This window comes from Caldalkalibacillus thermarum (assembly GCF_014644735.1).
Classification (GTDB): domain Bacteria; phylum Bacillota; class Bacilli; order Caldalkalibacillales; family Caldalkalibacillaceae; genus Caldalkalibacillus; species Caldalkalibacillus thermarum.
The window spans coordinates 56,699-80,265 of sequence record NZ_BMKZ01000010.1 but is presented as its reverse complement, the minus strand read 5'-3'; the positions used below and the strand labels follow the sequence as shown (position 1 = coordinate 80,265).

Below are 23,567 nucleotides of genomic sequence, written 5' to 3'. Positions count from 1 at the left end.
AAACAAAATAAGGGCAGGAACTCCAAATTTGTATGAAAATTTTGCAGCCAGGACTCCAGTGATGAGGAGCAGTGAGAATAAAAATATAAATTGATCGGTATCAATGCCAATATTCATCATCGTCATTTGTGTCCTTTTTTCCTCCTCAAATATGTATGTGTTAAACTCTCTATAATGCTTTAAAAACATTTACACTCTAATTTTATTGGAAATCCTTAATTAAAAAAAGTATTAGATGTATAACATTGGCTCGCCGCCATAATGAAGGCCACCAATCCTTAGATTATGAAGGATTAGTGGCCAAGTTTTATCAATGGCAAGGGCTGAAAAGCTTCTGATGAAGAAAGAGAGTCATCTTAAAAGGCGTCCATTATAGAGGCCTTGAAAATTATTATTTTTTGTCCATATACTTACCAGCGCTGGCCGCCAGTAGGTGGAAGGTTGGCTGTTTCAAAAGGGCCAGGCCAGTCGAGCATGCCTTGGGCATAGTTGGCACATTTTTTGAATCCTTGTTCTTGCAGGAATTTGCATACCATGTGGCTGCGGTTGCCGCTGCGGCAGACCACGACATATTCTTTTTCCGGGTCCAACTCCTGTTCATAACGCTCAATAAACTCACTGGTAGGCAAAAGCTGAATGCCGGGAATATGACCGGCATTATATTCATGGGGTTCCCGAACATCTAATAAGACAACATTCTTCGGTTTGGTTTTAAAGATTTCCATCACTTCTTCCGTGTCCAACTGCTTGACACCATCATATTCGTAAGCCATAAGTGGTCCTCCTTTTTTATCACATAAAATCATGAATCGAAATCAAACACATCGCTGGACAGGTAACGCTCACCAGTATCAGGCGCAATACATACGACTGTTTTGCCTTTCCCCAGACGTTTGGCCACTTTCAGAGCCGCAAAAACGGAGGCACCGGAAGACGGCCCCACCAGTATGCCTTCCTTGCGGGCCAAGTCCCGTGTCACTTGGTACGCCTCCTCATCTGTACAGAGGATGATTTCATCATAGACATCTTGGTTCAAAATTTCAGGAATGAATCCCGGGCTGGTGCCGACCAGTTTATGGGGGCCCGGTTTTCCGCCTGATAAAACGGGAGAGCCGGCCGGTTCAACGACATATACCTTTAATCCAGGATAATGCTCTTTTAAAGTTTCCCCCGTGCCGGTAATCGTTCCGCCTGTGCCTGCGGTAGCGACAAAGGCATCCAATTGTTCAATGCCAATTGACTCCATTTGTCTAATAATTTCTTGGGCTGTTGTTTTGCGGTGCATATCAGGGTTGGCTTTATTCTGGAACTGCTGGGGCATAAAACTGTTTGGGATTTTTTCCAGCAGTTCATACGCTTTTTCGATGGCGCCAGGCATTTTTTTCTCTCCGGGTGTGAGCACTACTTCAGCTCCGTACGCTTTTAACAGATTAATACGCTCCTGTGTCATGGTATCGGGCATAACCAGAATGGCCCGGTAACCTCTGGCTGCGGCATTCATAGCGATGCCAATTCCCGTGTTGCCGGAGGTGGGCTCAATGATCGTGGCTCCCGGTTTGAGCAGCCCTTGTTTTTCGGCCTCGATGATCATATTAAAAGCAGCCCGGTCTTTGACACTGCCGCTTGGATTAAACATCTCCAATTTGACATAGACAGTCGCATCATGTTCTCCTGTTAACCGGTTCAAACGGACCAATGGAGTATCGCCGATCAGTTCTGCAATATTATTGACAACTTTAGTCATAGTTTCACTCCTTAATATAAACAGGATAATTACAAGTATCTTTATAGGAATTATACCACAAATAAATCAGCCAAAAAAGAAAACGAAATTTGAAACTTTTTAATCGTTTCCCGCGTCTAATAAAATAAAGAAGATCATTTCGTTTTTTGCCAAAAGCTTATCTATTGTATTTGTAAAATTTAGGATGTAAAATGGTAGACAGGTTATGAAGGGAGGGGGGAGTGCCAATGCCTAACAAAAAAGTGATTGTGGTCTCATTTTGTTGTCTCCTGGCTTTGGCAGGGTGCCAATGGTTTGCCTCTGACACTAACGAACCTGCCCCTTCTGAGGAGAGACCTCCTGATGACGATGATCCGCCTGCACTCACCCCTACTGCTAAACAAAAGGTTGTCACTTTGGGATTTGAGGGTTATGAAGAAGAGGTAACCATGCAACCCTATGCCACTGAATGGATTAAATTGGAGTATGATTCAAGACTTAAGGTCACAGAGGAAGAAGGCTTCCTCCTCTTTCAACATCCTGAGGATCAAGCCAGCTTTAAGGTATACCTTGCAGAGAATGGTGAGGTTATTAGCCAGTATCAGCACGCGGTGTTGGAGCAAGGGTACGAATTATACAATACGTTTGAGGTGGAGAATGGCGAAGGCTTTATTTATTACTTGTACGATGCCCGTGATCAACTTGAACTCTATTATATAGAGGAAAATGAGCAAGCCATCATTGTTCTCTTGCAGTTTGCTGAACCTGTGGCTGACCGGTATCAGTTTATATTTGATTATATGCTGGACAGCATTACCTTTCCCGGCAAGCAAACAAAGAGTTGAACCCTCCCGGAACAACCAAACAATCTGCCCAATAGCTTCCTTCTGCGCAAGCTTCACCTTGATTTTGCAAGACTGACCACCTGTGGTAAACTTAGAATCAAGGTTGAAGGCAAGTGATAGGAGGAAGCAATTTTATGCGCATGAGACGAAAACCATGGGCAGAAGAAGAAATCAAAAACAATCCGCATCTTGTTGTTCCTCGGCCGCATGAATGGAGAGGAAAATGGCATCAGTTTTTCAATAACACCAATCCCATACATATTGAAATTGGAACAGGCAAAGGCCAGTTTATCATAGAGATGGCGAAGACCCATCCGCACATTAACTTTATCGGCCTGGAACTTAACAGCAGCGTGCTGGGCGTTGCCTTGCGTAAACTGATCGCAGCACGGCAAGAAACTGAGCTGGACAACTGCTGTTTGATCCGTGAAAATGCTACTCAACTGACCGATTTGTTCGCCCCAGGCGAAGTGGAACGCATCTACCTCAATTTTAGTGATCCGTGGCCAAAGCGCCGCCATGCCAAAAGGAGACTTACGTATCATACTTTTCTGGACCTTTATAGTGATATCTTAGCAGAAAATGGAGAGATTCACCTTAAAACCGATAATGAAAAGTTCTTTGAGTTTTCCCTGAACAGCCTTTCAGATTATGGTTTCCGTTTGAAAAACATCACCTTTGACCTGCACAACAGTGATTTTGAAGGGAACATCATGACGGAGTATGAAGAGAAATTTGCCGCCCAGGGGATGAAAATTTACCGTTGTGAAGCGGTCATGGGAGAGGGGAAGCGTTGAGATGGAACAATTGAAACTGGGAAAGTTAACCTTAACCTGGCTGGATGGAGGGGTCACACATCTGGATGGGGGTGCCATGTTTGGGGTAGTGCCCAAGCCGTTGTGGAGCCGGAAATATCCCTGTAATGACAACAATCAAATTGAGTTGCGTACTGATCCTATTCTGGTGCAAACAGCAGGTTTAAACCTGTTAATTGAATCGGGAATTGGTTATAATAAACTGACAGAAAAACAGAAACGCAACTTCGGGGTTACACAAGAGTCCCGGCTAGAAGCATCGCTGGCCGAACTGGGCTTAAAACCGGAAGATATTGATTATGTGCTCTTGACCCATCTTCATTTTGACCATGCTTGCGGTTTAACCAAATGGGAGGGAGACAAGCTGGTGCCCGCCTTTCCCAATGCCAAGCACATTGTTTCTCAAGTGGAATGGGATGAAATGCGGCAGCCGAATATCCGTTCTCAAAATACATATTGGAAAATAAATTGGGAGGCGGTCCACGGTCTTGTTGTACCATTCCAAGGCGAAATGAAGGTTACGGAAGGAATTACGATGGTCCATACGGGAGGGCACAGCGCCGGCCATGCTGTGATTTTATATGAGAGTGAGGGGGAAAAGGGGATTCATTTTGGCGACTTAATGCCCACCCACGCTCATCAAAACCCGTTGTGGGTGATGGCTTATGATGATTATCCCATGGATTCCATCTTTTTTAAGCAAGAATGGGTCCCCAAGGTGATGAAGGAAGAGTGGTGGCTTACCTTTTATCACGATAAAGATTACCGGGCTTTGAAATGGAACAAAACAGGGGAAATTGTAGCTGCGGTGAAACGCGAGAAAAGTTAGGAGCATGTCCATGGACCGCGAGATGTTATTGTTTCAAACCAGGCAGGATTTTATCGATCTTCATCAGGCACTGCACCGGGGCGAGACGGTTACAGTGGAGCGGTATGACCGAATCGCCCGCGAGCTGATGAAAATGGACCAGGACAACTTTGAACTGATGCTCAAATTCTCCGAGCAAACCGAGGGGATCAAGATGCATCAGATGTGGGAGACCATTTCTGCTTATATTGACCAGTTGAAAAAAAAGGGAGATTGGCGCAAGCATAAAGAAACTCAACTGAGCTGGAAAGACGGGGTTCTGTTTGTCAATGGGAAGGCCGCCCGTCCTTTTTAGCCTTCTCCTTCAGCACCCTCGCACGGAAGGCAAAGATGCGCTTGAGCAACCAGACATACAGGCCAAACCGCGAGGCCAAAACAACAGCGATGAGCTGAATGAACAAAATAATCACAGCGTTCATTAAGATGTGAACCAAATTTTGGGTCAGCCAAAACATTCACATGCCCCCCAGTATGACAGTATGAACTGAAGCCATCCCTCTTATACTCCAGATTTGTTTTAGACAGCCGAACAAGCTATAATGTGGTAAGAAAAATCAATAAGGGAGGCAGCTTGCATGAGCAAGAAAAAATTATCAATCGAATTTTGCATGATGTGAAATTTCCTGCCGAAAGCCGTCAGTTTGACGGAAGAATTGATGAACAATTTCAAAGGTCAAATCGAAAGCATCACCTTAATCCCCTCTAGCGGCGGTGTGTTTGAGGTGGATGTGGATGGCAGCCGGGTCTTTTCTAAGAAAGAATCCGACCGTTTTCCTGAACAGGGTGAGGTTAGCAAAATCATCGAAGATAAAAATTTGATGCAGCGTGTGGAAGAGTAGGTGAAAAGGCAAACCCGTTAATGCTTAACGGGTTTGTCTATTAATTTTTTCAAGGGATTCCAGTCCAGTCTGTTCAATTTGCAAACGTCCGGCCCCTTCAGTTCTCCACTTGAAGCACGTGACCGGTATCTGCATCGACTTTAAACTCATAATAGCGAGGCTTTCCATCCACCAAGCCTGTCAATCCGCACTGATAGATGCGGTACTGAACACCTTCCATTTCTTCTGTGCGTGGTTCAACATAAATCCAGCTGCCTACAATAGTCATTTGCTCCTTGTATTGTTTTTTCAGTGTCTCAATAATTTTTTCTGGGCAGAGGGGCCTATCCTGAGTTCGTTTGAAGAGCAGGTAGCCTCCCAAGGCTCCGGCAGCCATGCCCAGCAAAAAGCGACCCCACTTCATTGTCTAAAACCTCCTCAGTGTCCTGAACTCTTTCAGCACCATTTGCCCTTATTGTATCTGTTTTCACTGGTAAAATCTATTCTATCGGCGCAGATGAGATGAAGATGCCTTGTTATGTAGTGTATACTATGTATGGTCAAATGAAACAGGGCCTTTAATTTGTATGGCTCTTGTCCTAGAATTTTTGAAGCGGTGGAGGATGCAAACGTGACGTTAATACGACCACCATTGGTATGGAAAAAGCGAGTATATACAGCGGAGGAGATGGCACGCTTCTCTATTCCCATGGTTGAAATTTTCGAAACCGTGGAAGGAGAGGGGCTGAGAGCCGGGTTTCCAACGGTGTTTGTGCGTGTGTTTCATTGTAATTTGCGTTGTGTCTGGTGTGATACACCTTACAGTTATGCCCCAGCCAAACCGGAGTTTGAAGCCACCGTGGCAGAGATAGCACAGAAAGTACAGACCTACACGAGCCGGGCTATCTGCCTTACCGGCGGTGAACCATTAATTCACGGTCATAAGTCGGCTGCTCTGATTCATTTTCTAAGTTATTTGGAATCCTTCGAGGATATCCATATTGAAACCAATGGGGCGATTGATCTCACCCCATTTGCTGAACTGCGGCAACAGGATCCCATGTGGAACAAAAAGGTCCGTTTCATTATGGATTACAAGCTGCCTGGCAGCGGGGAAATGGAGCGGATGATTCACACCAACTTTGACCATTTAAAGGAACAGGATGAAATTAAGTTTGTGATCGGTTCTGATGAGGACTTTCAATGCGCCTTGGAAGTGATGGAACGTTACCATCAGCAGGGCACTGTGTTGATGAGTCCAGTGTGGGAGACGATGCCACCCCATAAACTGGTGGAAAAAGTATTAAGCCACGGTCTGGCCCACGTGAAAGTCAGTTTACAGCTGCATAAAATCATTTGGGATCCGGATAAAAGGGGAGTTTGATCAACATCTCTGTGGTAACATTTGTGATCTCTGTGGTAACATTTGTGGTGACAGATGTCTAAAACGACAAGTGGTCTGGACAGGTAAGGGATCGGGAGTATACAGGAAAGGAAGGGTAGCATGAGCAAAAAAGCGGTCATTGTCTTAAGCGGTGGTTTGGACAGCACCACCTGTATGGGCATTGCCCATGATCAGGGTTACGCCTTATATCCCCTTACGTTTCATTACGGCCAGCGGCACAGCCGGGAGGTCGAACAAGCCAAAAAGATTGCCCAATATTACCAGGCCGCTGATCACCGAATCGTCAATATTCGTTTTTTGCGGGACATAGGCGGCAGTGCCTTAACTGATGATGCCATTGATGTGCCTGATCAAGGGGAAGATGGCAGTATCCCGGTCACGTATGTACCAGCGCGCAATCTCATCTTCTTGTCTCTGGCTGCGGCCTATGCTGAGGTCGTGGGGGCTGAGAAGATTATGATCGGGGTGAGTGCGGTTGATTACAGCGGCTATCCCGATTGCCGCCCTGAATTTATTGAGAGTCTGTCCCGTACCATTCAACTCGGGACCAAAGCAGGTGTGGAGGGAAAAGCGATTTCCATTGACGCACCACTTGTGCATTTAAGCAAAGCGGAAACCATTGCCTGGGGAATGAAGCTGGGTGTCCCCTATCACCTGACCACTTCCTGCTATAAGGGGAGAGAGGTGGCCTGCGGGCAATGTGACAGCTGCCGCCTGCGGATTAAAGGCTTTAAAGAAGCAGGTTACCGGGATCCTTTGCCCTATGCCATCTCCATTGATTGGTAACGTTACCTCCAGACTCCTATTGAGTCTGGAGGAGATCCCTTATATACTCATGGTAGTCTTTTTCAAGAATGAAAAAGACTTTTTTTATCTATAAACAGGGTGCACAAATTTTAATAGGGTGTACAACGGAAACGAATACTGGGCAAGGCCAATATGCAGGCCAGGCCCCATATTCAACAGACCTTTTAAGGGAGGAGAAACCATGATGAATTTGTATAAAGTTCTCCTGATGACCGCTCTAGGTTTTGCCGTCGTGCTGGGCATGACCTTGGGCGATGTTCATCAGGCTGAAGCGTCAGAAGCAATTGTACAACAGGGTGACCGGGGCGGAGTTGTTTGGGATGTGCAACACCGCCTGCAACAGTTAGGCCTGTATCAGCTGAACATGGACGGTATATTTGGTGCACAGACTCGTCAGGCCGTTGCTCAATTTCAACGCCAGTATGGTCTTCCAGTTACTGGATCTGTCGACTTGAAGACTTTGCGCACCTTGCGGGCCAATACCTTTACCGTGGATGAGATTGAAATGATGGCTAAACTGGTCTATGGTGAAGCGCGTGGTGAATCATTTGAAGGTCAGGTGGCTGTAGCCGCTGTGGTGTTAAACCGTCTCAAATCTCCAAAATTCCCCAATACCGTTAAAGAGGTTATCTTTGAACCCCGGGCCTTTACGGCAGTTGCTGACGGACAATACTACCAGCGCCCTAACCGTGATGCGTACCGCGCTGTTTATTACGCCATTCGCGGTTGGGATCCGTCAGAGGGAGCCTTGTATTACTTCAACCCGGATACAGCAACATCGGGCTGGATTTGGAGCCGTCCACAAATTAAGCGCATTGGCAATCATATTTTTGCTCGTTAAACGGGGTGTGGACACCCTGTTTCTGACCGGAAGGCTGTTGAGCCATTAAGGGGTCAGGTCATAAAAAGGAGCATCGTCAAGGTGCTCCTTTTGCTTATTAATCCCCATATGAACCAGGGTTTCCTTGCCTTAATGTGAAAGAGAACGTGAAACATAAACAATAAAAAGATATAATAAAAAAAGATACAGAAAGCAGAAAAAAATAAGCATCTGTCTTTCAATCTCAAGAACAGAGAGGAGCGTGCGGCATGGACCAGGAACTTTTGCACTTGTATAAGCGTTTGACGGAAACGCCGGGAGCACCGGGATTTGAACATGAGGTGCGGGCCATTATGCGAGAAGAATTAAGCAAGTACAGCGATGAAATCATCCAAGACAATTTGGGCAGTATTTTTGGTGTAAAGCGCGGAGAAGAGAAGGGGCCGCGCATCATGGTTGCCGGCCATATGGACGAAGTGGGTTTTATGGTCACCCATATTACTGATGAAGGGTTTATCAAGTTTCAGCCTTTAGGCGGGTGGTGGAGTCAAGTCCTGTTGGCACAGCGTGTACATATTATCACGGATCATGGCCCGGTTGAAGGGGTTGTCGGCTCGATTCCCCCTCATGTCTTGTCTGAAGAGCAGCGTAAAAAACCAATGGAGATCCAAAAGATGTTTATTGACATCGGTGCCGACGATAAAGAAGACGCTGAAAAGATTGGCGTCCGCCCAGGTCAGCAAATTGTCCCCGTTTGTCCGTTTACCCCGCTGGCCAATGGAAAAAAGATTATGGCTAAAGCGTGGGATAACCGCTATGGTTGCGGTCTAGCTATAGAATTATTAAAAGAACTGCAAGGAGAGCAACTGCCTAACCACATCTTTTCGGGGGCCACTGTGCAAGAAGAAGTGGGCCTTAGGGGAGCACAAACGGCCACTCACCTGATCAATCCCGATATAGGTTTTGCCCTTGATGCCGGTCCGGCCAACGACTTGCCCGGCACCACAGACGGGTTTGGCAAAATTGGTCATGGCGTTCTGTTGCGGCTCTATGACCGTTCCATGATTACCCACCCGGGCTTGCGCGATTTTATTTTAGATATAGCGGAGACGGAAGGCATACCGTATCAGTTTTTTGTTTCCCAGGGAGGAACGGATGCAGGGCGGATACATACCAGCGGCAGCGGGGTGCCAAGCGCTGTGATCGGCATTTGTGCCCGCTATATTCACAGTCATGCGGCCATCGCCCATACTGACGATATCATGGCTGCTAAACAACTATTGGTTGCCTTGGTCAAAAAATTGGACCGAAACACAGTGGAATTAATTAAAAAGAGGTAAAGAACAGATAACCATAGCTCAGATACTGTCCAGCAAACAGAAAGGAAAATGGAAATGCTCAGCAACAGCGTCATCTACGTTGGCAGTGAAAATCCAGCGAAAATTAAAGCCGTGGAGATGGCGGTCGCCCACATCATCCGCCTGGAGAAAGAACGTTGTGGAAATGCTTTTACACTGGAAGGGATAAGGGTTCAGGGACACGCTGTTTCATCGGGGGTATCGGCCCAACCCCGTTCCGATGAGGAAACGATTCAAGGCGCTCTGAACCGTTGCCGGGCATTGAAAAGAAAAGCACCGGCAGCGGTTTGCATTGGCTTGGAAGGGGGCGTGCAGGAGAGCTCATACGGCTTATTACTGACGAACTGGGGCGCTTTGATAGATGAAGCAGGACAAACCTATATAGCCGGGGGCCTCCGTATACCCCTTCCGCCTGAAATAGCGGAGGCGGTTCGAAGAGGACAAGAATTGGGTACTGTAATCGATAGGTATGCGCACCAAACCAATGTGCGGCAAAAAGAAGGAGCCATCGGCATCCTGACGCAAGGATACATCGATCGCTCCCAGTTATTTCGAGATATCGTTTTACTCCTGTTTGGACAGCTGAAGCATTACTCGGCAGCAAAGATATAAGCGAGCGCTTCAATGGCTTGTTCCGGTGTCTCTACAACAACCTGGGCATGATTGGCAATTTCTTTTAAAGCGTGATGCAGTTCTTTGGCCCGTACCAGGATGAGGGGCTTATTTAAAGCGATGGCGATCCCAGCATCCATGGCTGCATTCCACTGTTTATACTTTTCGCCAAATACAGCCACCACCACATCAGCTTTATTCATTAAGACCCGGGTGCGCAAATTATTAATCTGGGAGGCTGCTTCATCCTTCAGAATGGCATTTGGCTGCGGGCCCAAAATTTCTTCACCAATATCATCTGAGCGTTCATGGTTATCCATTGGACCGACGAAATCCACAGGAAGTTTTCTCTGTTCAGCCAGCTGTTTAAATTCTTTACGCCACGGACTGTGGATCTGTCCGGCAAGATAAACGGTGAGCCTCATCTTGTTTCCTCCTTCGTCCAATTTTTTCATATTCTATTATAATAAAAGACCCTCTCCCCCTCAAAAAGCCAATCCTCAAAATTTTTCCAAGTTATAGCCATCCTCATAAACTAGGCAAGTGCTTCGAAATAAGGTATGATATCTTTTGACTGAGATGTCATTTGGTCGTTAGAGGAGGGACCATGATGAGTGAAATGGAATCCAAGGGAAAGAGGAAGAGAATAGGAAAACGCAAACCCAAAATTAACTATAGATATGTCGCCTTATCCTTGCTCGTTTTATGCCTGGTTTTGGCCTTATCGTTACTGGCTTTTATTGGTATCACATTGGCCAAAAACTACGAGATTGATGAATCATTGCTCGACATGCGGCAAACGTCGAAGATTTTTGACCGTGAAGGCAACCAGGTGGATCAATTGTACTTTGAAAACCGGGAATATGTTCCGATAGAAGAGATTCCTGATCTGGTTCGCAGCGCATTTATTGCCGTAGAGGATCAACGTTTCTATGAGCACAACGGTATTGATATACGAGGAATTGCCCGTGCTTTTGTCCGGAACTTGATGGCTGGCAGAACAGTAGAAGGTGGAAGTACCATTACCCAGCAGCTTGCTAAAAACGTGTTCCTTTCCCATGAGCGGACCTACATGCGCAAGCTGCAGGAGGCCTTGATTGCTATTAATCTGGAACGGCGCTACACTAAAGACGAGATTTTGGAGATGTATTTAAACTATATCTACTTGGGTGCCGGGGCACATGGGATTAAAGCAGCCGCGAAAACATACTTTGGCAAGGATGACCTGAACGACTTAACTATCGGGGAAGTAGCCTTGCTGGCTGCACTCCCTAAAGCACCCAATCATTATAATCCCCTTGAGGAAGAAAACCGGGAGCGCAGTGAACAGCGCCGTCAGCTGGTTTTGCAGATTATGCAAGAGCAGGGAATTATTACAGAAGAAGAACGTAAGCTTGCAGCTGAAACAGAGTTGGAGCTTAACCCGCAGCGTTCAACAAAGAACGCAGCTCTGAACACCTTTGTGGATATGGTGCTGGAGGAAGCGAAGGCATTATATGGATTAACCATTGATGATATTTACACAGGGGGCTATGAGATTTACACCACGCTGGATGTCCGGGCCCAAGAGATTATGCATGAAGCTTTCCGGGCAGATGGTCCGTTTGCTGACCAACTGTTCCCACCCAACGGTCCAGAACAAATCGTGCAGGGCAGTATGGTGATCCTGGATCACCATACAGGGGCTATTTTGGCTGCTACAGGAGGAAGGGATTATCAGCCCAGGGGATTAAACAGGACAGTCCGGGATGCCCGTTCTCCAGGCTCGGCCATGAAGCCCATTGCCGTTTATGCCCCTGCCTTGGAGGAAGGCTGGAATCCTTATTCTATTGTCCGGGATGAGCAGAGGAATTATAACGGGTATACCCCTCGGAACTATACCGGACGTTATTATGGTCCAGTCACCATGATGTATGCTTTGGAACAGTCGCTCAATGCGGGTGCTGTCTGGCTGCTGAACGAAATTGGACTGAGTAAAGGATTGCAGGCAGCTGAGGACTTTGGTATCAAAACAGAGCCCAGTGTGAACCTGGCGGTTGCGTTGGGAGGGGGCGTTCAAACCTCCCCCCTGTCTATGGCCAGGGCCTATTCAGCTTTTGCCAACCATGGTGTCATTATGGAGCCGTATACGATTGAGAAAATCGTCGACCAGCGCGGTGATACTGTGGCTGTGCACCAACCTCAGCACACGCGCGTCATTAGCGATCAAACCGCTTGGTACATGACGGAGATGCTGGTCAATGTAGTCAAGAACGGAACGGGACGTAATGCCCAATTTGCCCATCCGGTGGCCGGTAAAACTGGCACCCATCAATATGATAAAGCGGAAGGGAACCAGGATGCATGGTTTGTGGGTTACACCCCATACTTTACGGCTGCGGTGTGGATGGGATTTGACCGCACCGATGAGCGGCATGCTATCAACACAACCGGCGGAGGATTGCCGGCCCAGCTGTATAAACATGTAATGTCACAAGTGCTGGCCAACTATCCGGTTAAACAGTTTGAGCGTCCGCCAGGCGTTGAGGAATTAAAACCGCCCGTTCGCTTGCAGCAAATTACAGACTTAAAAGCATTCTTGCGTCTGACCGGTGAGTTTACGTTTGCGGTTGACCTGGAATTTACACAACAGGCAGATGAACGGGTCGCCTATAATATCTACCGTATTAATGAAGCCACTGGCTCACGTTCACTGGTGGCCACGATCGGCAAGGGTGAGAGTTGGAGTGATTACAATGTCCAATTGAACGAACGCTACAGCTATGAAGTGGCACCAGTCAATACCGAAACGGGTGAAGAAGGGCCTGTCTCCAACCGGGCTACAGTGGTGATCTCATCCGAGTATCCGTTCTTCAGACGTCCGGAAGATATGGATGAAGAGGAATTTTTAAACTGGCTCCGTGAAATGTTTGGCGGTAACGCAGAAGAACAAGAAGAAGAGGTAGAAGAAGTACAAGGGGTAGAAGAAGAGGAACAGGAGGAACAGGAAGAAAAGAAAGAGGAGAGAAGAGAAGGAGATAGGCAAAAAGGAGAAGAAAGACGGGGCGAGAAAAAGCCGGAAAAAGGTAATGATAAAAGAGAGGATGGGGGAGATCAAGGATCACCGGATGGCAGTGATGATGGAGGAGATGGCGGCCAAGGAAACGGTGAGAATAATGACGATAATTCCAACTCCGGTGAAGAAGGCAACATCCCCATTGTAGTGCCCCGCTTGTAAAAGAATGATCCACATAAAAAATCATCTATATGGGTGAATAAACAAGAAAGCTCCCGTACTCTGGGAGCTTTCTTGTTTAAATAAGTTCATAGATTTAGCTGTTCCGCTGTTTCCAGTAGCGTTTGTTTTCTTTACGGGTGGTGTAGCCCAATTTATCCAGCGTTTCTAAGAAAGGAATCAAATATTTGCGGGTAGTGTTAAAAATGTCTTTCGCCTCTTGAATGGTAAAGGACTTACCCGTATTGCTTTTCAGACGCTGAACAGCCTTATCAAAGGCTTCCCGGCTGAGAAAACGGCCTTCATCAAGGGGAACCATATACTCATAGCGCACCAGCCATTGCTGCAGATCAAGGTGCACGTCCTGTGGCATCTGTGTAGGCAGCAGTTCCTCCCAAGGGGGAACTTCAAGTTGCTTCTCAAGCATGATGCTGTTGACCTTCTGCCAGATCTCTTTGTCTTTTGGTCGGAGCATGGGTTCAAAGCCCGGCATGGCCAGGGCTTCGTTTCTCACTTGAACACGCCCCTCAACTTCCGCCTGCTGCAGGACTAAGTTCCATTGGGCTGTGTTTAACTGTGGAAAGTACTTGTTTTGCACCTGCTTGCGGTCCAGTCCTTCCCGGAGGGGATAGCGCTGATGATAGTTTTTCATGTCATCTTGGAGCTGATTCCAGGTTGCTTCCCACCAGTCCATAGTAGTGACCAGAGTCAACGGACTGGTTTGGCTTTCGATCTGTTTCAGTCCCTGATGAGCAGGATGGTCGATCTCCCGCTGCCAATCAACGGGAGAAATGCCCAGCTGGCGGGTCAGCTCATCCAGAGTGAGCATACCCGCTTCACCTAAAATATGTTTGGCCCTGGCCGACACGTCTTTATCTTTTTTGGCGGCAATCAGCTTAATGGTCTCTGGTCCGAAGCGGTGCTTAGTGGCATAGGGATCGATGACCATCCCTCCGCCAATGGTTGTCATTGGGGTAGGGCGGCGCAAGACAAAACGGTCTTCAAACAATGTGGTCACTGGTTCTTTTAATTCCAGCTGGGCAAAGCACGTCTCACCCGGCTGGCATTCATTGCGGTCAAAGAAAATGATGCGGCCTAGAATATCAGAAGTAGCGAGGTGCAAGCGGATATCACTGCGCTGTTTAATAGTAAAATCTAGATGATCTAAGAGGGTGACTTCCACATCGATGCGTTGCGTACTTTCTAGGCTGCCGGGGGTCACGAGCACGTCACCGCGGGAAAGCTCCTCTTTGTCAACACCAGAAAGATTGACAGCCACTCTTTGACCTGCATAGGCCTGTTCTTGGTCAGATCCGTGCACCTGCAGCTGGCGTACCTTCACTCGTAATCCTTGAGGGAGGATTTCCATCTCGTCCCCCACACTGATTTTTCCCTGATATAGTGTTCCCGTGACAATGGTGCCAAACCCTTTTTTGGAAAAAACGCGGTCAATAGGGAGTCTGGCAATGCCTGAGGTGGGGCGGGAAGGAAGATTGGCCAGGAGATTCTCAATCTCCTGCTTTAAGCGGTCGATACCACGCCCGCTCAAACTGTCCACCTCTACGATTGGACTGTTACTTAGGAATGTATGGGCTGTTTCTTCCTTTATCTGTTCGGTCACCAACTCAATAAACTCCTCATCCACTTTGTCTGCCTTAGTAATGACAATGAGTCCGCGGTTTACATTCAGGAGATTTAAAATGTCCAAATGCTCCTTGGTTTGAGGCATGACGCCTTCATCGGCAGCAACAACAAGCAAAACCATATCGATACCAGCCACGCCAGCCACCATTTGCCGGATGAAACGTTCGTGACCAGGTACATCAACGACACTCACAGTATGGCCGTTTGAAAGGGTGAACGAAGCAAAGCCTAATTCGATGGAGATGTTTCGTTCTTTCTCTTCTTTAAGCCGGTCTGTATCTTGTCCGGTTAATGCTTTGGTCAGAGTGGTCTTGCCGTGATCGATGTGTCCAGCAATGCCAATGGTGAAATGGGGATGTGTCCCTGTGTTGTTTATGTCACTCGTACCCATGTTGATTATCTCCTTTGCATTATGGACTTGATGGCCTCTTCGGTATGCTTAATCGCTTCGTATAACGGTTTTGTTTCACCTGCAAAGGGGTGAACAGCATTGAAGGTATGATTCCCGTCAGGAATTTTTATCCACTGAATTTGTGGATTGGCGTTGACCAGTGTTTGTGACCCCTCAATTAGTCGGGGATGATCGTCCGTACCCTGGATCAAAAATATGGGTACATGGGTTGTTTTGGCTCTTTCTACAATGTTAAAACGCGCCTGATTAGCTTCTATATCTTCAATAACTTCCAGGTCTATGGGCATCTTCTGGCCTGTCCGGGCATTATCGATAAAGGTGCGTCCTTTCTCGCGCATCTCGTGTTTTTGCTCCTCTGTGAACAGATCCACATTGGTAATTCCATTCCAGCTGATCACACCCGCAATCCACTCTGGATGATCAAAGGCGTAAATAAGGCTGACACCGCCTCCTCGGCTGTGACCGAGCAGAAAAAGGGGTTCTGGCATCAGTTCAATGTTCTTTTGTGCATTTTCCAATGGAAGAGTGTGATTGCGGACCGCTTGAACCAATGTGTCCAAATCTTCCAGTTCTTTTGTGTATGTATTCTTCGCGAATTTCTCTAGCTCAGTAAATTCATAGGGGTTATCTCCTACTCCGTTATGTGAAAAGTTAAATGTAATCACATGAAGTGGGAGGGAGGATGAAAGGGTGTTAGCAACATAGGGGAAAAAACCCCAATCTTTAAATCCTTTGAAACCATGGCAAATAATGATGGTTCCTTGAGGGGGCTCGTGTGCAGGAAACAACTCACCACGTATCAGTCTGTTTGGGGCCATTTCTATCTTAAAAGGTATTGACATAACCATGCCCTCCTTTATAAGTAACACTTTTCTCTCATCATTGTACAAGAGGGAACAGCTTGATTCAAATAGGATAGCCTACGCTAAGGTTTGCTCTTGATTTTTCAGCATTTTTTTTGTATTATAGACCATGCTTGCCCATGATGCTTATCCTTGTTGTTAGTTAGAATGGGAGCGGATGCGAACCTGGTGGTCGCCCCGGTCTTCAAAACCGAGTGGGGGGCACGTGCTGTCCCTGGTGGGTTCGATTCCCACACGCTCCCGCCATAGTTGTATTACTTTGAATAGTGAAATGTGTCGATTAAAAAATTCTAAATATTAAAATAAAATAACAGACACAAGGGACGCACACTCATTCTGATTAAGAGAAGTGTGAATGATCAGAAGGAGGATACCTCAGCAAATGCCGAATAAGCCCCTCACCGCACAAAGAAAAGGAAGCAGCCATATACTGCTTACCTTCATTCATCCTTATGCAAACAAATTAGTTGTGGCAGCCGTCCTTTTGTTTTTAAGTACGGCCACACTTGGTGTTTATGTGTATCAAAGCCTGCAGCCGGTTGATCCCCACAGTGAACAGGTTGTTGAAGTTAACATCCCTGAAGGGGCCTCGGGCCGGGAAATTGCTTCGATTTTAAAGGAGCAGCAGTTAATTAGAAACGAGGATATTTTTTATTTTTTTGTCCGTATGCAAGGCGGTGTTAATTTTAAGGCAGGGCGCCATCATTTATCTCCAAGCATGTCTATGCCAGACATTGTGGCACATTTAGAAAGTCAGACTTATGCAGAGAGCGAATTGGTCACTATACCGGAAGGATTAACTGTTGAGCAAGTGGCTGAACGTTTGGCCGAAGCCGGTTTGGTCGATCAACACCGGTTTTTAAAGCTTATTAACCATGGTGATTTTAGCGATATCACTTTTGTCCGCGATATTCCCGAAAAGGAGGATCGTCCTTACCGACTGGAAGGCTTTTTATTTCCTGAGACGTATCACATCCCCCAGGGCGCGGACGAGGAAGAGATTATCAGGATCATGTTAAGGGAATTTGAACGCCGGTATCAAGATTGGAAGGAACTAGCTGAGGACAGTCCCTATCATTTTTATGACATCGTTATTTTAGCCTCCCTCATTGAGCGGGAAGCAGCGGTAGACAGCGAACGAAGAACCATTGCCGGCGTACTGCACAACCGCCTTGAAGCAGGGATGAAACTGCAGGTCGATGCTACGGTCCAATACGCTTTAGGGGAACATGTTGAGCGTGTTTTGTACGAGCATTTGGAGATTGATCACCCTTATAACACGTATCAACATGAAGGGCTGCCACCGGGACCGATTGCCAATCCCGGTCTCGACTCCATACTGGCAGCGTTAAAACCTGAGAAGCATCAATTTAAATATTATGTCCTCAAAAACGATGGGACAAGGGAGCATTATTTTGCCGAGACCTATAAAGAGCATTTGGAAAATATTCGTAAAGCCCGGGCACAACAATGAGCCAATGATTTAAGACGCATTCATAGCTGGATCCCCTTATCCGCTATCATCTTGCGCTAAAGCATCTCTTCCGCTACTTCGATTCCCAACAGGGCCCGGACATTTTCGATTTGATTGACAATGGTAGCCTGGGAAGAGCCGGCAAAGAGCAGACCGACTGCAATATTATCCAGCGTGGTCACCAGTGATCCTGAATCCCCGCCAGCCCCGCACCCTGCCGATCCAGTGGATCTCTCTGTCTAAATCATGGAATGGCGCTTCGGCAATCGCTGCATCTACTAAATTGGTATGTTGTCCTCTTGGTGTGGGCGGGTCCAGTTGAATGGGAACCCACGACCTATTTTCGATATGGTCATAACATATCATATTCAAATGAACAAGATTTTGATTGTAATGGTGTCTGAAGAGGAAAAAAGTAACACTCATTAATTTTTCGAAATGTTTAAATATCTTATTTACAATTGACGTATTTCTTTGTATTATTAAAAAATAAACCTAGATAGAGATACAGAAAAACATGTAATACTCTTAGGAGGGATAGAAGTGGAGAGCAAAAAACTGGAGGAACTGAAAGGATATTTTGGGTATTTGCAAGGACAGTCTGCACACGAGTTTTCCAAACAAGTTGAGTTGGAACTGATGTTGTCCAACGACATCTTGCGCTTTTGGAATCAGTTACGAGACTAACAGTTGAAAGGAAGCCTCTAACTAGGGGCTTCTTTTTTTGTATTTTTGGGGCACATGGCAGAATGTCAACCCTGTAAGGGAATAAATGTTTCCCGTGGAACAATTCTGAATTTTAGGCAGAGAAGATGCCTAAATCATAAGATATTCAAATAAATATTTGACAGTGTCTTCGCTTGGAGATATTATAATAATAAAACAAACGTTTGAATAAAAGGGGTGGCAATTGATGGTTGAAAAAGATCAATGTGAGATCTTTTGTTATGACGAGGAAAAGGTCAATCGTTTGAAACAGCGGATGGTAACAAAAGATATACAAGAGATGGCCCTTATATTTAAGGCACTGGCCGACGAGACGCGGATGAAGATCGCCTATGCTTTAAGCCAGGAAGATGAATTATGTGTCTGTGATGTGGCGCATATTATTGGTTCCTCGACCGCGACAGCCTCCCACCACCTGCGTTTGTTACGTCATATGGGCTTGGCCAAATACCGGAAAGAAGGCAAGTTAGTGTTTTACTCATTAGATGATGACCATGTGAAACAGTTGATCCGGATTGCTCATGAACATAGCCGGGAACAGAAAGGAAGCTAAGGCCATGGCCGAAAAAAGAACTTACCGGGTCCAGGGTTTTACCTGAGCGGATTGCGCCGCTCAGTTTGAGCGCAATGTGAAAAAATTATCCAGCGTGCAAGATGCCAAAGTGAATTTTGCCACCTCCAAAATCACAGTGTATGGGAACCCCTCTATCGCTGAATTGGAGAAAGCGGGAGCATTCGAGAGCTTAAGGGTCTATCATGAGAACGAAGAAATGACCCGCATCCCGTTATGGAGAAACAAAGGGACCCAACGTACCATATTGTCCAGCGCCTTATTGATCCTGGGATGGACGTTTTATTTGGTGTATGGAGAAGGAAACACCTATTCCTGGCTTGCCTTTGCCTCCTCTATTGTGATTGGCGGTTATGCATTATTTATTCAGGGCCTTAAAAATCTTCTTCAATTGCGATTTGATATGAAAACCTTAATGACGGTGGCCATATTTGGTGCGGCAGCCATTGGTGAGTGGGGAGAAGGGGCAATGGTGGTGGTCCTGTTTGCCATTAGTGAAGCGCTGGAAACTTACTCTATGGATAAAGCCCGTCAATCCATCCGCTCTTTAATGGGGATTGCACCCAAAGAAGCTGTGATCCGCCGTGAAGGCGAGGAGATGCAGGTTCCTGTGGAGGAGATCCGGGTGGGAGATATCATGATCGTCAAACCCGGACAAAAGATTGCCATGGACGGCCGGGTGGTGAAGGGCTTTTCAACGGTTAATCAGGGGGCGATTACAGGTGAATCTATCCCGGTAGCCAAGTCCAAGGGTGATGAGGTGTTTGCGGGCACGCTGAATGAAGATGGCGTCTTGGAAGTGGAAGTGACTAAAAAGAGTGAGGATACGACGATTGCCAAAATCATTCACCTGGTAGAAGAAGCACAGTCGGAACGGGCACCTTCTCAAGCCTTTATCGACCGTTTTGCCAAGTATTATACTCCTATCGTCATGTTGATTGCTTTGGCGGTTATAACCATCCCCCCTTCATTTTTCGGCGGGGATTGGCATGACTGGATTTACCGCGGATTAGCCCTGTTGGTGGTTGCTTGCCCGTGTGCCTTGGTGATTTCTACACCCGTTGCCATTGTGACGGCCATTGGTCATGCTGCGCGACATGGGGTGTTAATTAAAGGCGGTGTCTATCTGGAACAAGCTGGAACCTTGTCTGCGGTTGCGTTTGACAAAACAGGGACTTTAACCAAAGGCGTTCCAGAAGTGACAGACATAATCCCTTACCAGGATACAAGATCTCAAACAGAAAGTCTGCATCAAGATAACCGGGAATGGTTCAGCTTGGCTGCAGCCATTGAAAGATGGTCTCAGCATCCTTTGGCGGCTGCTATTGTACGCAAAGCGGAACAAAAGGGGTATGATCTGTCCACGTATAAGGTGGAAAATTTCCGGTCGATCACTGGTAAAGGGGTTTTTGCAACGGTCAACGGCAAACTGTATTATGTGGGCAGCCCTGGGATGGTTAGGGAAATGCTTCCAACTGTCCTTACTCAGGATGTCCTTGATCAGATTGGTTCGTTGCAAGAGGAAGGAAAAACAGTGATGCTGGTGGGGACACGTGAACGACTCTTAGGATTAATCGCCGTGCGTGATGAAATTCGCCACAGCAGCCAGAGAATCATTGATCAACTTCATAAGTTAGGGATTAAGAAAACGGTTATGCTGACCGGGGATAACCAGCGGACGGCTGCGGCCATAGGGAAACAAGTGGGGATCTCCGAGGTGAAAGCGGAATTGTTGCCTGAAGACAAGCTGCGAGTAATTAAGCATTTAAAACAGCATGACCACAAAGTGGCTATGGTAGGAGACGGGGTTAATGATGCTCCAGCTCTTGCTGCAGCTGACATCGGCATCGCTATGGGCGGAGCGGGAACAGATACGGCCATGGAAACAGCTGATATTGTCTTCATGGCCGATGACATCAGCAAATTGCCTTTTACTGTTCGGCTTAGCCGCAAAGCGTTGCAGGTTATCAAACAAAATGTAGCCTTTTCTCTTGGGATTAAACTGGTGGCCATGCTGCTGATTATCCCAGGCTGGTTAACTTTATGGCTGGCCATACTGGCTGATGTAGGCGCTACACTATTGGTTACTCTCAACGGCATGAGATTGATGAGAATGAAAGAGGGTGTATTTTAACGCTCAAAATCACCCGTTGGCGGATATATAACCCTTGCTAACCTCCGTTATGGAGGTTTTTTTGGTGTTTATATTATAGACCACATCTTTGTCAGCTCACATTTTTGTGTTGAAGCGGTTCAGGTTGTCAACATTAACAGGGAAGCATCCGATCATCTTCCAGTTCAGGCTGTGCTGCGGTTCTCTGGAACCAACTGATATGGAGCTGGCTCTCTGTTCATAAAATCTGCACAAACAGGATCAACATGAGTGTTGAAATGAGATACAATACTATTGAATCACCGATTTTAACCTTTAACCAATCACGCAAAGGAGATGTTAGCATGGTTGATCCCAGCGATATCACTGTATGGCTTGCCTTGTGGGCGGGTGTACTCTCGTTTATCTCACCGTGCACATTGCCGTTATTTCCAGTTTATCTCTCTTACATTACCGGTATCTCCGTGCAGGATTTGCAGCAGAACCAGAGTCCCAAAATAAGAGCTAAGGTGATGAGTCACTCCCTCTTTTTTCTGCTGGGTGTCTCTTCTGTTTTCATGGCTCTGGGATTTGGTGCCAGTTTTGTAGGAGAGTTGATCAGCGGTTTTTTGACGGGAAGTTCCGGACTGTTGATTCAGAAGTTAAGCGGGATTTTTATTGTTCTCATTGGTTTGTTCTTAATTGGGTTTTTGAAATGGGACTGGCTGATGCAAGAAAGGCGTTTTCAATTTGCCACCAAACCGGCAGGATATCTGGGTACAACCTTGGTGGGCATGGGCTTTGCGGCCGGCTGGACCCCGTGTATTGGGCCGATCTTTGCGGCCATACTCATATTAGCAGCCAATAATCCTGCGCAAGGATTGACGTATACATCTTTTTATATTGTGGGATTTGCCCTGCCGTTTATGCTCCTTTCGTTTTACATCAGCACCTCAAAATGGATTATGAAATATTCTACCCTAATTATGAAAATTGGCGGCGCGATGATGATTGTGATGGGGATTTTACTGTACACCGGCCAATTGGCACGGCTGTCAAGCTGGATCCTCCAACTAATTGACGGAACCTGGTTTTCCCGATTGGGATAATTTCCAAGCTGGTTAGAACAACCGAAGGCTTGTGCTTTAGATATAAATGGGGGGATAAAGCGTGAAGAAAGTCATCGTGAGTGTTATTTTACTTCTGGTCCTTGGCTGGACGGTTTTTGACACCTTGTCTGACAGCCAACATCAAGATTCTGGGCAAGGAAGAAAGGAAGGTTCTCTGGATGAACTGGTGGTGGCTATTGATCAGGAAGAACAACCAGTCCGGGAAACAGAGGGAGAGAGCGTAGGTCTGGGAAAAGGGGAAGTGGCCCCGGATTTCGAACTTGTGACCTTGTCAGGTGAGAAGATTGCTTTATCCGATTTGAGAGGGAAGAAAGTGATCCTCAATATCTGGGCCAGCTGGTGTCCGCCTTGCCGGGCTGAAATGCCGGATATGCAGAAGTTTTATGAAAGGTATCAGGAGGAAGTTGAAATTTTAGCCGTCAATTTAACGGAGTCTGAAGCTTCTTTAGAAAATGTTGAGCAGTTTGTAGAGAAATATGAGTTAACCTTCCCGGTTTTGCTAGATGAGAAAAGTGAAGTGGCGGCCATGTACCAAGCGTTTACGATTCCGACCAGCTATTTCATCGATTCAAAGGGTATAATCCAACAAAAAATAGTGGGCCCGATGAGTTATGACTGGATGAAGGAGGCCGCCAACGCAATGGAATAAACCCCCTTCTTGCCTCTTATCTGGTAGAAAGCGAGGCTCGTATAAAAAGAAAAGTATTTGTTATTGCCTTTTATCTTTTAAATGGATTGATGTTTCTTTTTTGTCTCAATAAAAACAAAGATGCAGCCAAAGCTGCATCCTGTCACTTTACGATTTGCGGATCATGGAAGTGGAAGCCAGAATAAACCCAATTTTGAGGAAGACATAAGCCAGTTTAGCCATGGAGAGGACAAGCCCGGCGATCCCGATTAAAATCACTGGAACAGCAAAAGGTTCGGGTCCTAATAAAGAAAGCAGTCCAAAACCGATGAGAAAAACGCTCAGCACAGCCAGGCTCATCATCCAGTGGGCAGATGTCAGTCCCTTTTGGCGGCGCAGTTTATTGACGATATTACCCGTAATAAACAGGAATAACCCAGCTATACTAAGTCCCACTTCCAAGAGAACATCTTTGAGATTTCCCTTCAAGCGTCTCCACTCCTTTTGTTAACTCCTTCTCTTCTGTTGCTATTATAGTATGTTTTGACTCTGAACAAAAGATGTAATCTGGAAGACAGGGGATGAAGTTGTTATTTTTTCTGCTGGGCCCGCTTGTCTGCTGCTTCTGCCCGTTTTAAGGCTTCCAGATCTTCCCGGTCGGCCATTTCACGTGAAAACTCAATATCTTCGGCCTTCACCACGAGGGACTGTTCCTTTCTCTTCATGGCCTAGATCTCCCTTC

At 46.5% G+C, this 23,567-nt stretch carries 27 protein-coding genes and 1 tRNA gene; 18 read left to right on the top strand and 10 right to left on the bottom strand.

Translation table 11 applies throughout. From position 1 onward, the window contains the following. Window positions 1-410: 410 nt before the first annotated feature. Together IEW48_RS05845 and cysK are read right to left on the bottom strand one after the other, a co-directional pair. On the bottom strand, window positions 411-773 hold the full coding sequence (locus IEW48_RS05845; protein WP_007503568.1) for a rhodanese-like domain-containing protein: 363 nt from the start codon (window positions 771-773) through the stop codon (window positions 411-413). 29 nt (window positions 774-802) lie between these two features. Continuing rightward, window positions 803-1,744: a cysteine synthase A gene (gene cysK / locus IEW48_RS05840; protein ID WP_188622993.1), complete on the bottom strand. Its 942-nt coding sequence runs from the start codon at window positions 1,742-1,744 to the stop codon at window positions 803-805. 227 nt (window positions 1,745-1,971) lie between these two features. Between cysK and IEW48_RS05835 the strand changes: the two genes are divergently transcribed. From IEW48_RS05835 to IEW48_RS05820, 4 genes are all read left to right on the top strand, one after another. After that, on the top strand, window positions 1,972-2,568 hold the full coding sequence (locus IEW48_RS05835; protein ID WP_188622992.1) for a hypothetical protein: 597 nt from the start codon (window positions 1,972-1,974) through the stop codon (window positions 2,566-2,568). 134 nt (window positions 2,569-2,702) lie between these two features. Further along, on the top strand, window positions 2,703-3,365 hold the full coding sequence (gene trmB, locus IEW48_RS05830) for a tRNA (guanosine(46)-N7)-methyltransferase TrmB (protein WP_188622991.1): 663 nt from the start codon (window positions 2,703-2,705) through the stop codon (window positions 3,363-3,365). Window position 3,366: 1 nt separating this feature from the next. Beyond that, window positions 3,367-4,212 carry a YtnP family quorum-quenching lactonase gene (locus IEW48_RS05825; RefSeq protein ID WP_188622990.1) on the top strand — a complete coding sequence of 282 codons (846 nt, stop codon included), beginning with the start codon at window positions 3,367-3,369 and terminating at the stop codon, window positions 4,210-4,212. A 10-nt stretch (window positions 4,213-4,222) separates the two neighbouring features. Next, window positions 4,223-4,546, top strand: coding sequence for a hypothetical protein (locus IEW48_RS05820; RefSeq protein ID WP_188622989.1), 324 nt, complete (start codon window positions 4,223-4,225; stop codon window positions 4,544-4,546). On the opposite strand, the gene IEW48_RS05815 is transcribed toward IEW48_RS05820, so the two are convergent. Next, entirely contained in the window at window positions 4,518-4,706 is a 189-nt protein-coding gene (locus tag IEW48_RS05815) for a hypothetical protein (RefSeq protein WP_188622988.1), read from the bottom strand. The genes IEW48_RS05820 and IEW48_RS05815 overlap by 29 nt on opposite strands. Window positions 4,707-4,874: 168 nt before the next feature. Between IEW48_RS05815 and IEW48_RS05810 the strand changes: the two genes are divergently transcribed. Continuing rightward, on the top strand, window positions 4,875-5,090 hold the full coding sequence (locus IEW48_RS05810) for a SelT/SelW/SelH family protein (RefSeq protein ID WP_268236543.1): 216 nt from the start codon (window positions 4,875-4,877) through the stop codon (window positions 5,088-5,090). A 97-nt stretch (window positions 5,091-5,187) separates the two neighbouring features. On the opposite strand, the gene IEW48_RS05805 is transcribed toward IEW48_RS05810, so the two are convergent. After that, window positions 5,188-5,493, bottom strand: a complete 306-nt coding sequence (locus IEW48_RS05805; protein WP_188622987.1) for a PepSY domain-containing protein — start codon at window positions 5,491-5,493, stop codon at window positions 5,188-5,190. 207 nt (window positions 5,494-5,700) lie between these two features. On the opposite strand from IEW48_RS05805, the gene IEW48_RS05800 reads away from it, so the two are divergent. The 5 genes from IEW48_RS05800 (at window position 5,701) to IEW48_RS05780 (ending at window position 10,071) form a co-directional block, all read left to right on the top strand. Next, complete coding sequence (locus IEW48_RS05800) at window positions 5,701-6,453, top strand: 7-carboxy-7-deazaguanine synthase QueE (protein WP_007503551.1); 753 nt, start codon at window positions 5,701-5,703, stop codon at window positions 6,451-6,453. A 120-nt stretch (window positions 6,454-6,573) separates the two neighbouring features. After that, window positions 6,574-7,260 (top strand): 7-cyano-7-deazaguanine synthase QueC, encoded by a 687-nt coding sequence (gene queC, locus IEW48_RS05795; RefSeq protein ID WP_188622986.1) that lies wholly within the window; start codon window positions 6,574-6,576, stop codon window positions 7,258-7,260. A gap of 205 nt (window positions 7,261-7,465) precedes the next feature. Beyond that, window positions 7,466-8,122 (top strand): spore cortex-lytic enzyme, encoded by a 657-nt coding sequence (sleB, locus tag IEW48_RS05790; protein ID WP_188622985.1) that lies wholly within the window; start codon window positions 7,466-7,468, stop codon window positions 8,120-8,122. Between the two features lie 248 nt (window positions 8,123-8,370). Further along, window positions 8,371-9,441: a M42 family metallopeptidase gene (locus IEW48_RS05785; protein WP_188622984.1), complete on the top strand. Its 1,071-nt coding sequence runs from the start codon at window positions 8,371-8,373 to the stop codon at window positions 9,439-9,441. A gap of 54 nt (window positions 9,442-9,495) precedes the next feature. Next, a complete protein-coding gene (locus tag IEW48_RS05780; RefSeq protein ID WP_188622983.1) occupies window positions 9,496-10,071 on the top strand; it encodes a DUF84 family protein in 576 nt (191 codons plus the stop codon). On the opposite strand, the gene IEW48_RS05775 is transcribed toward IEW48_RS05780, so the two are convergent. After that, window positions 10,050-10,496 (bottom strand): YtoQ family protein, encoded by a 447-nt coding sequence (locus IEW48_RS05775; protein ID WP_188622982.1) that lies wholly within the window; start codon window positions 10,494-10,496, stop codon window positions 10,050-10,052. The genes IEW48_RS05780 and IEW48_RS05775 overlap by 22 nt on opposite strands. A gap of 185 nt (window positions 10,497-10,681) precedes the next feature. Between IEW48_RS05775 and IEW48_RS05770 the strand changes: the two genes are divergently transcribed. Further along, the gene (locus IEW48_RS05770; protein ID WP_188622981.1) at window positions 10,682-13,288 is read left to right on the top strand and encodes a transglycosylase domain-containing protein; all 2,607 of its coding nucleotides are present in this window, start codon (window positions 10,682-10,684) and stop codon (window positions 13,286-13,288) included. Window positions 13,289-13,382: 94 nt separating this feature from the next. Here the strand turns inward: IEW48_RS05770 and selB are convergent, their stop codons facing one another. Then, entirely contained in the window at window positions 13,383-15,320 is a 1,938-nt protein-coding gene (gene selB / locus IEW48_RS05765; protein WP_188622980.1) for a selenocysteine-specific translation elongation factor, read from the bottom strand. 5 nt (window positions 15,321-15,325) lie between these two features. Further along, a complete protein-coding gene (locus IEW48_RS05760; protein WP_007503539.1) occupies window positions 15,326-16,183 on the bottom strand; it encodes an alpha/beta hydrolase family protein in 858 nt (285 codons plus the stop codon). A 170-nt stretch (window positions 16,184-16,353) separates the two neighbouring features. On the opposite strand from IEW48_RS05760, the gene IEW48_RS05755 reads away from it, so the two are divergent. Next, a tRNA-Sec gene (locus IEW48_RS05755) sits at window positions 16,354-16,450 on the top strand. 136 nt (window positions 16,451-16,586) lie between these two features. Next, window positions 16,587-17,678, top strand: coding sequence for an endolytic transglycosylase MltG (gene mltG, locus IEW48_RS05750; protein WP_188622979.1), 1,092 nt, complete (start codon window positions 16,587-16,589; stop codon window positions 17,676-17,678). Between the two features lie 56 nt (window positions 17,679-17,734). Here the strand turns inward: mltG and IEW48_RS17400 are convergent, their stop codons facing one another. Further along, a complete protein-coding gene (locus IEW48_RS17400; RefSeq protein ID WP_268236540.1) occupies window positions 17,735-17,860 on the bottom strand; it encodes a hypothetical protein in 126 nt (41 codons plus the stop codon). Window positions 17,861-18,221: 361 nt separating this feature from the next. Between IEW48_RS17400 and IEW48_RS05740 the strand changes: the two genes are divergently transcribed. The 5 genes from IEW48_RS05740 (at window position 18,222) to IEW48_RS05720 (ending at window position 22,846) form a co-directional block, all read left to right on the top strand. Then, a complete protein-coding gene (locus tag IEW48_RS05740) occupies window positions 18,222-18,365 on the top strand; it encodes a hypothetical protein (protein ID WP_188622978.1) in 144 nt (47 codons plus the stop codon). 226 nt (window positions 18,366-18,591) lie between these two features. Continuing rightward, the gene (locus IEW48_RS05735; protein WP_188622977.1) at window positions 18,592-18,957 is read left to right on the top strand and encodes an ArsR/SmtB family transcription factor; all 366 of its coding nucleotides are present in this window, start codon (window positions 18,592-18,594) and stop codon (window positions 18,955-18,957) included. Between the two features lie 4 nt (window positions 18,958-18,961). Next, window positions 18,962-21,109: a heavy metal translocating P-type ATPase gene (locus IEW48_RS05730; RefSeq protein ID WP_188622976.1), complete on the top strand. Its 2,148-nt coding sequence runs from the start codon at window positions 18,962-18,964 to the stop codon at window positions 21,107-21,109. A gap of 323 nt (window positions 21,110-21,432) precedes the next feature. Continuing rightward, complete coding sequence (locus IEW48_RS05725; RefSeq protein WP_188622975.1) at window positions 21,433-22,176, top strand: cytochrome c biogenesis CcdA family protein; 744 nt, start codon at window positions 21,433-21,435, stop codon at window positions 22,174-22,176. 61 nt (window positions 22,177-22,237) lie between these two features. Next, window positions 22,238-22,846: a peroxiredoxin family protein gene (locus tag IEW48_RS05720; RefSeq protein WP_007504856.1), complete on the top strand. Its 609-nt coding sequence runs from the start codon at window positions 22,238-22,240 to the stop codon at window positions 22,844-22,846. 147 nt (window positions 22,847-22,993) lie between these two features. Here IEW48_RS05720 and IEW48_RS05715 read toward each other — a convergent pair whose 3' ends face one another. After that, the gene (locus IEW48_RS05715; RefSeq protein WP_188622974.1) at window positions 22,994-23,314 is read right to left on the bottom strand and encodes a hypothetical protein; all 321 of its coding nucleotides are present in this window, start codon (window positions 23,312-23,314) and stop codon (window positions 22,994-22,996) included. Between the two features lie 101 nt (window positions 23,315-23,415). Further along, complete coding sequence (locus tag IEW48_RS05710; protein WP_188622973.1) at window positions 23,416-23,550, bottom strand: YfhD family protein; 135 nt, start codon at window positions 23,548-23,550, stop codon at window positions 23,416-23,418. Window positions 23,551-23,567: the final 17 nt, after the last annotated feature.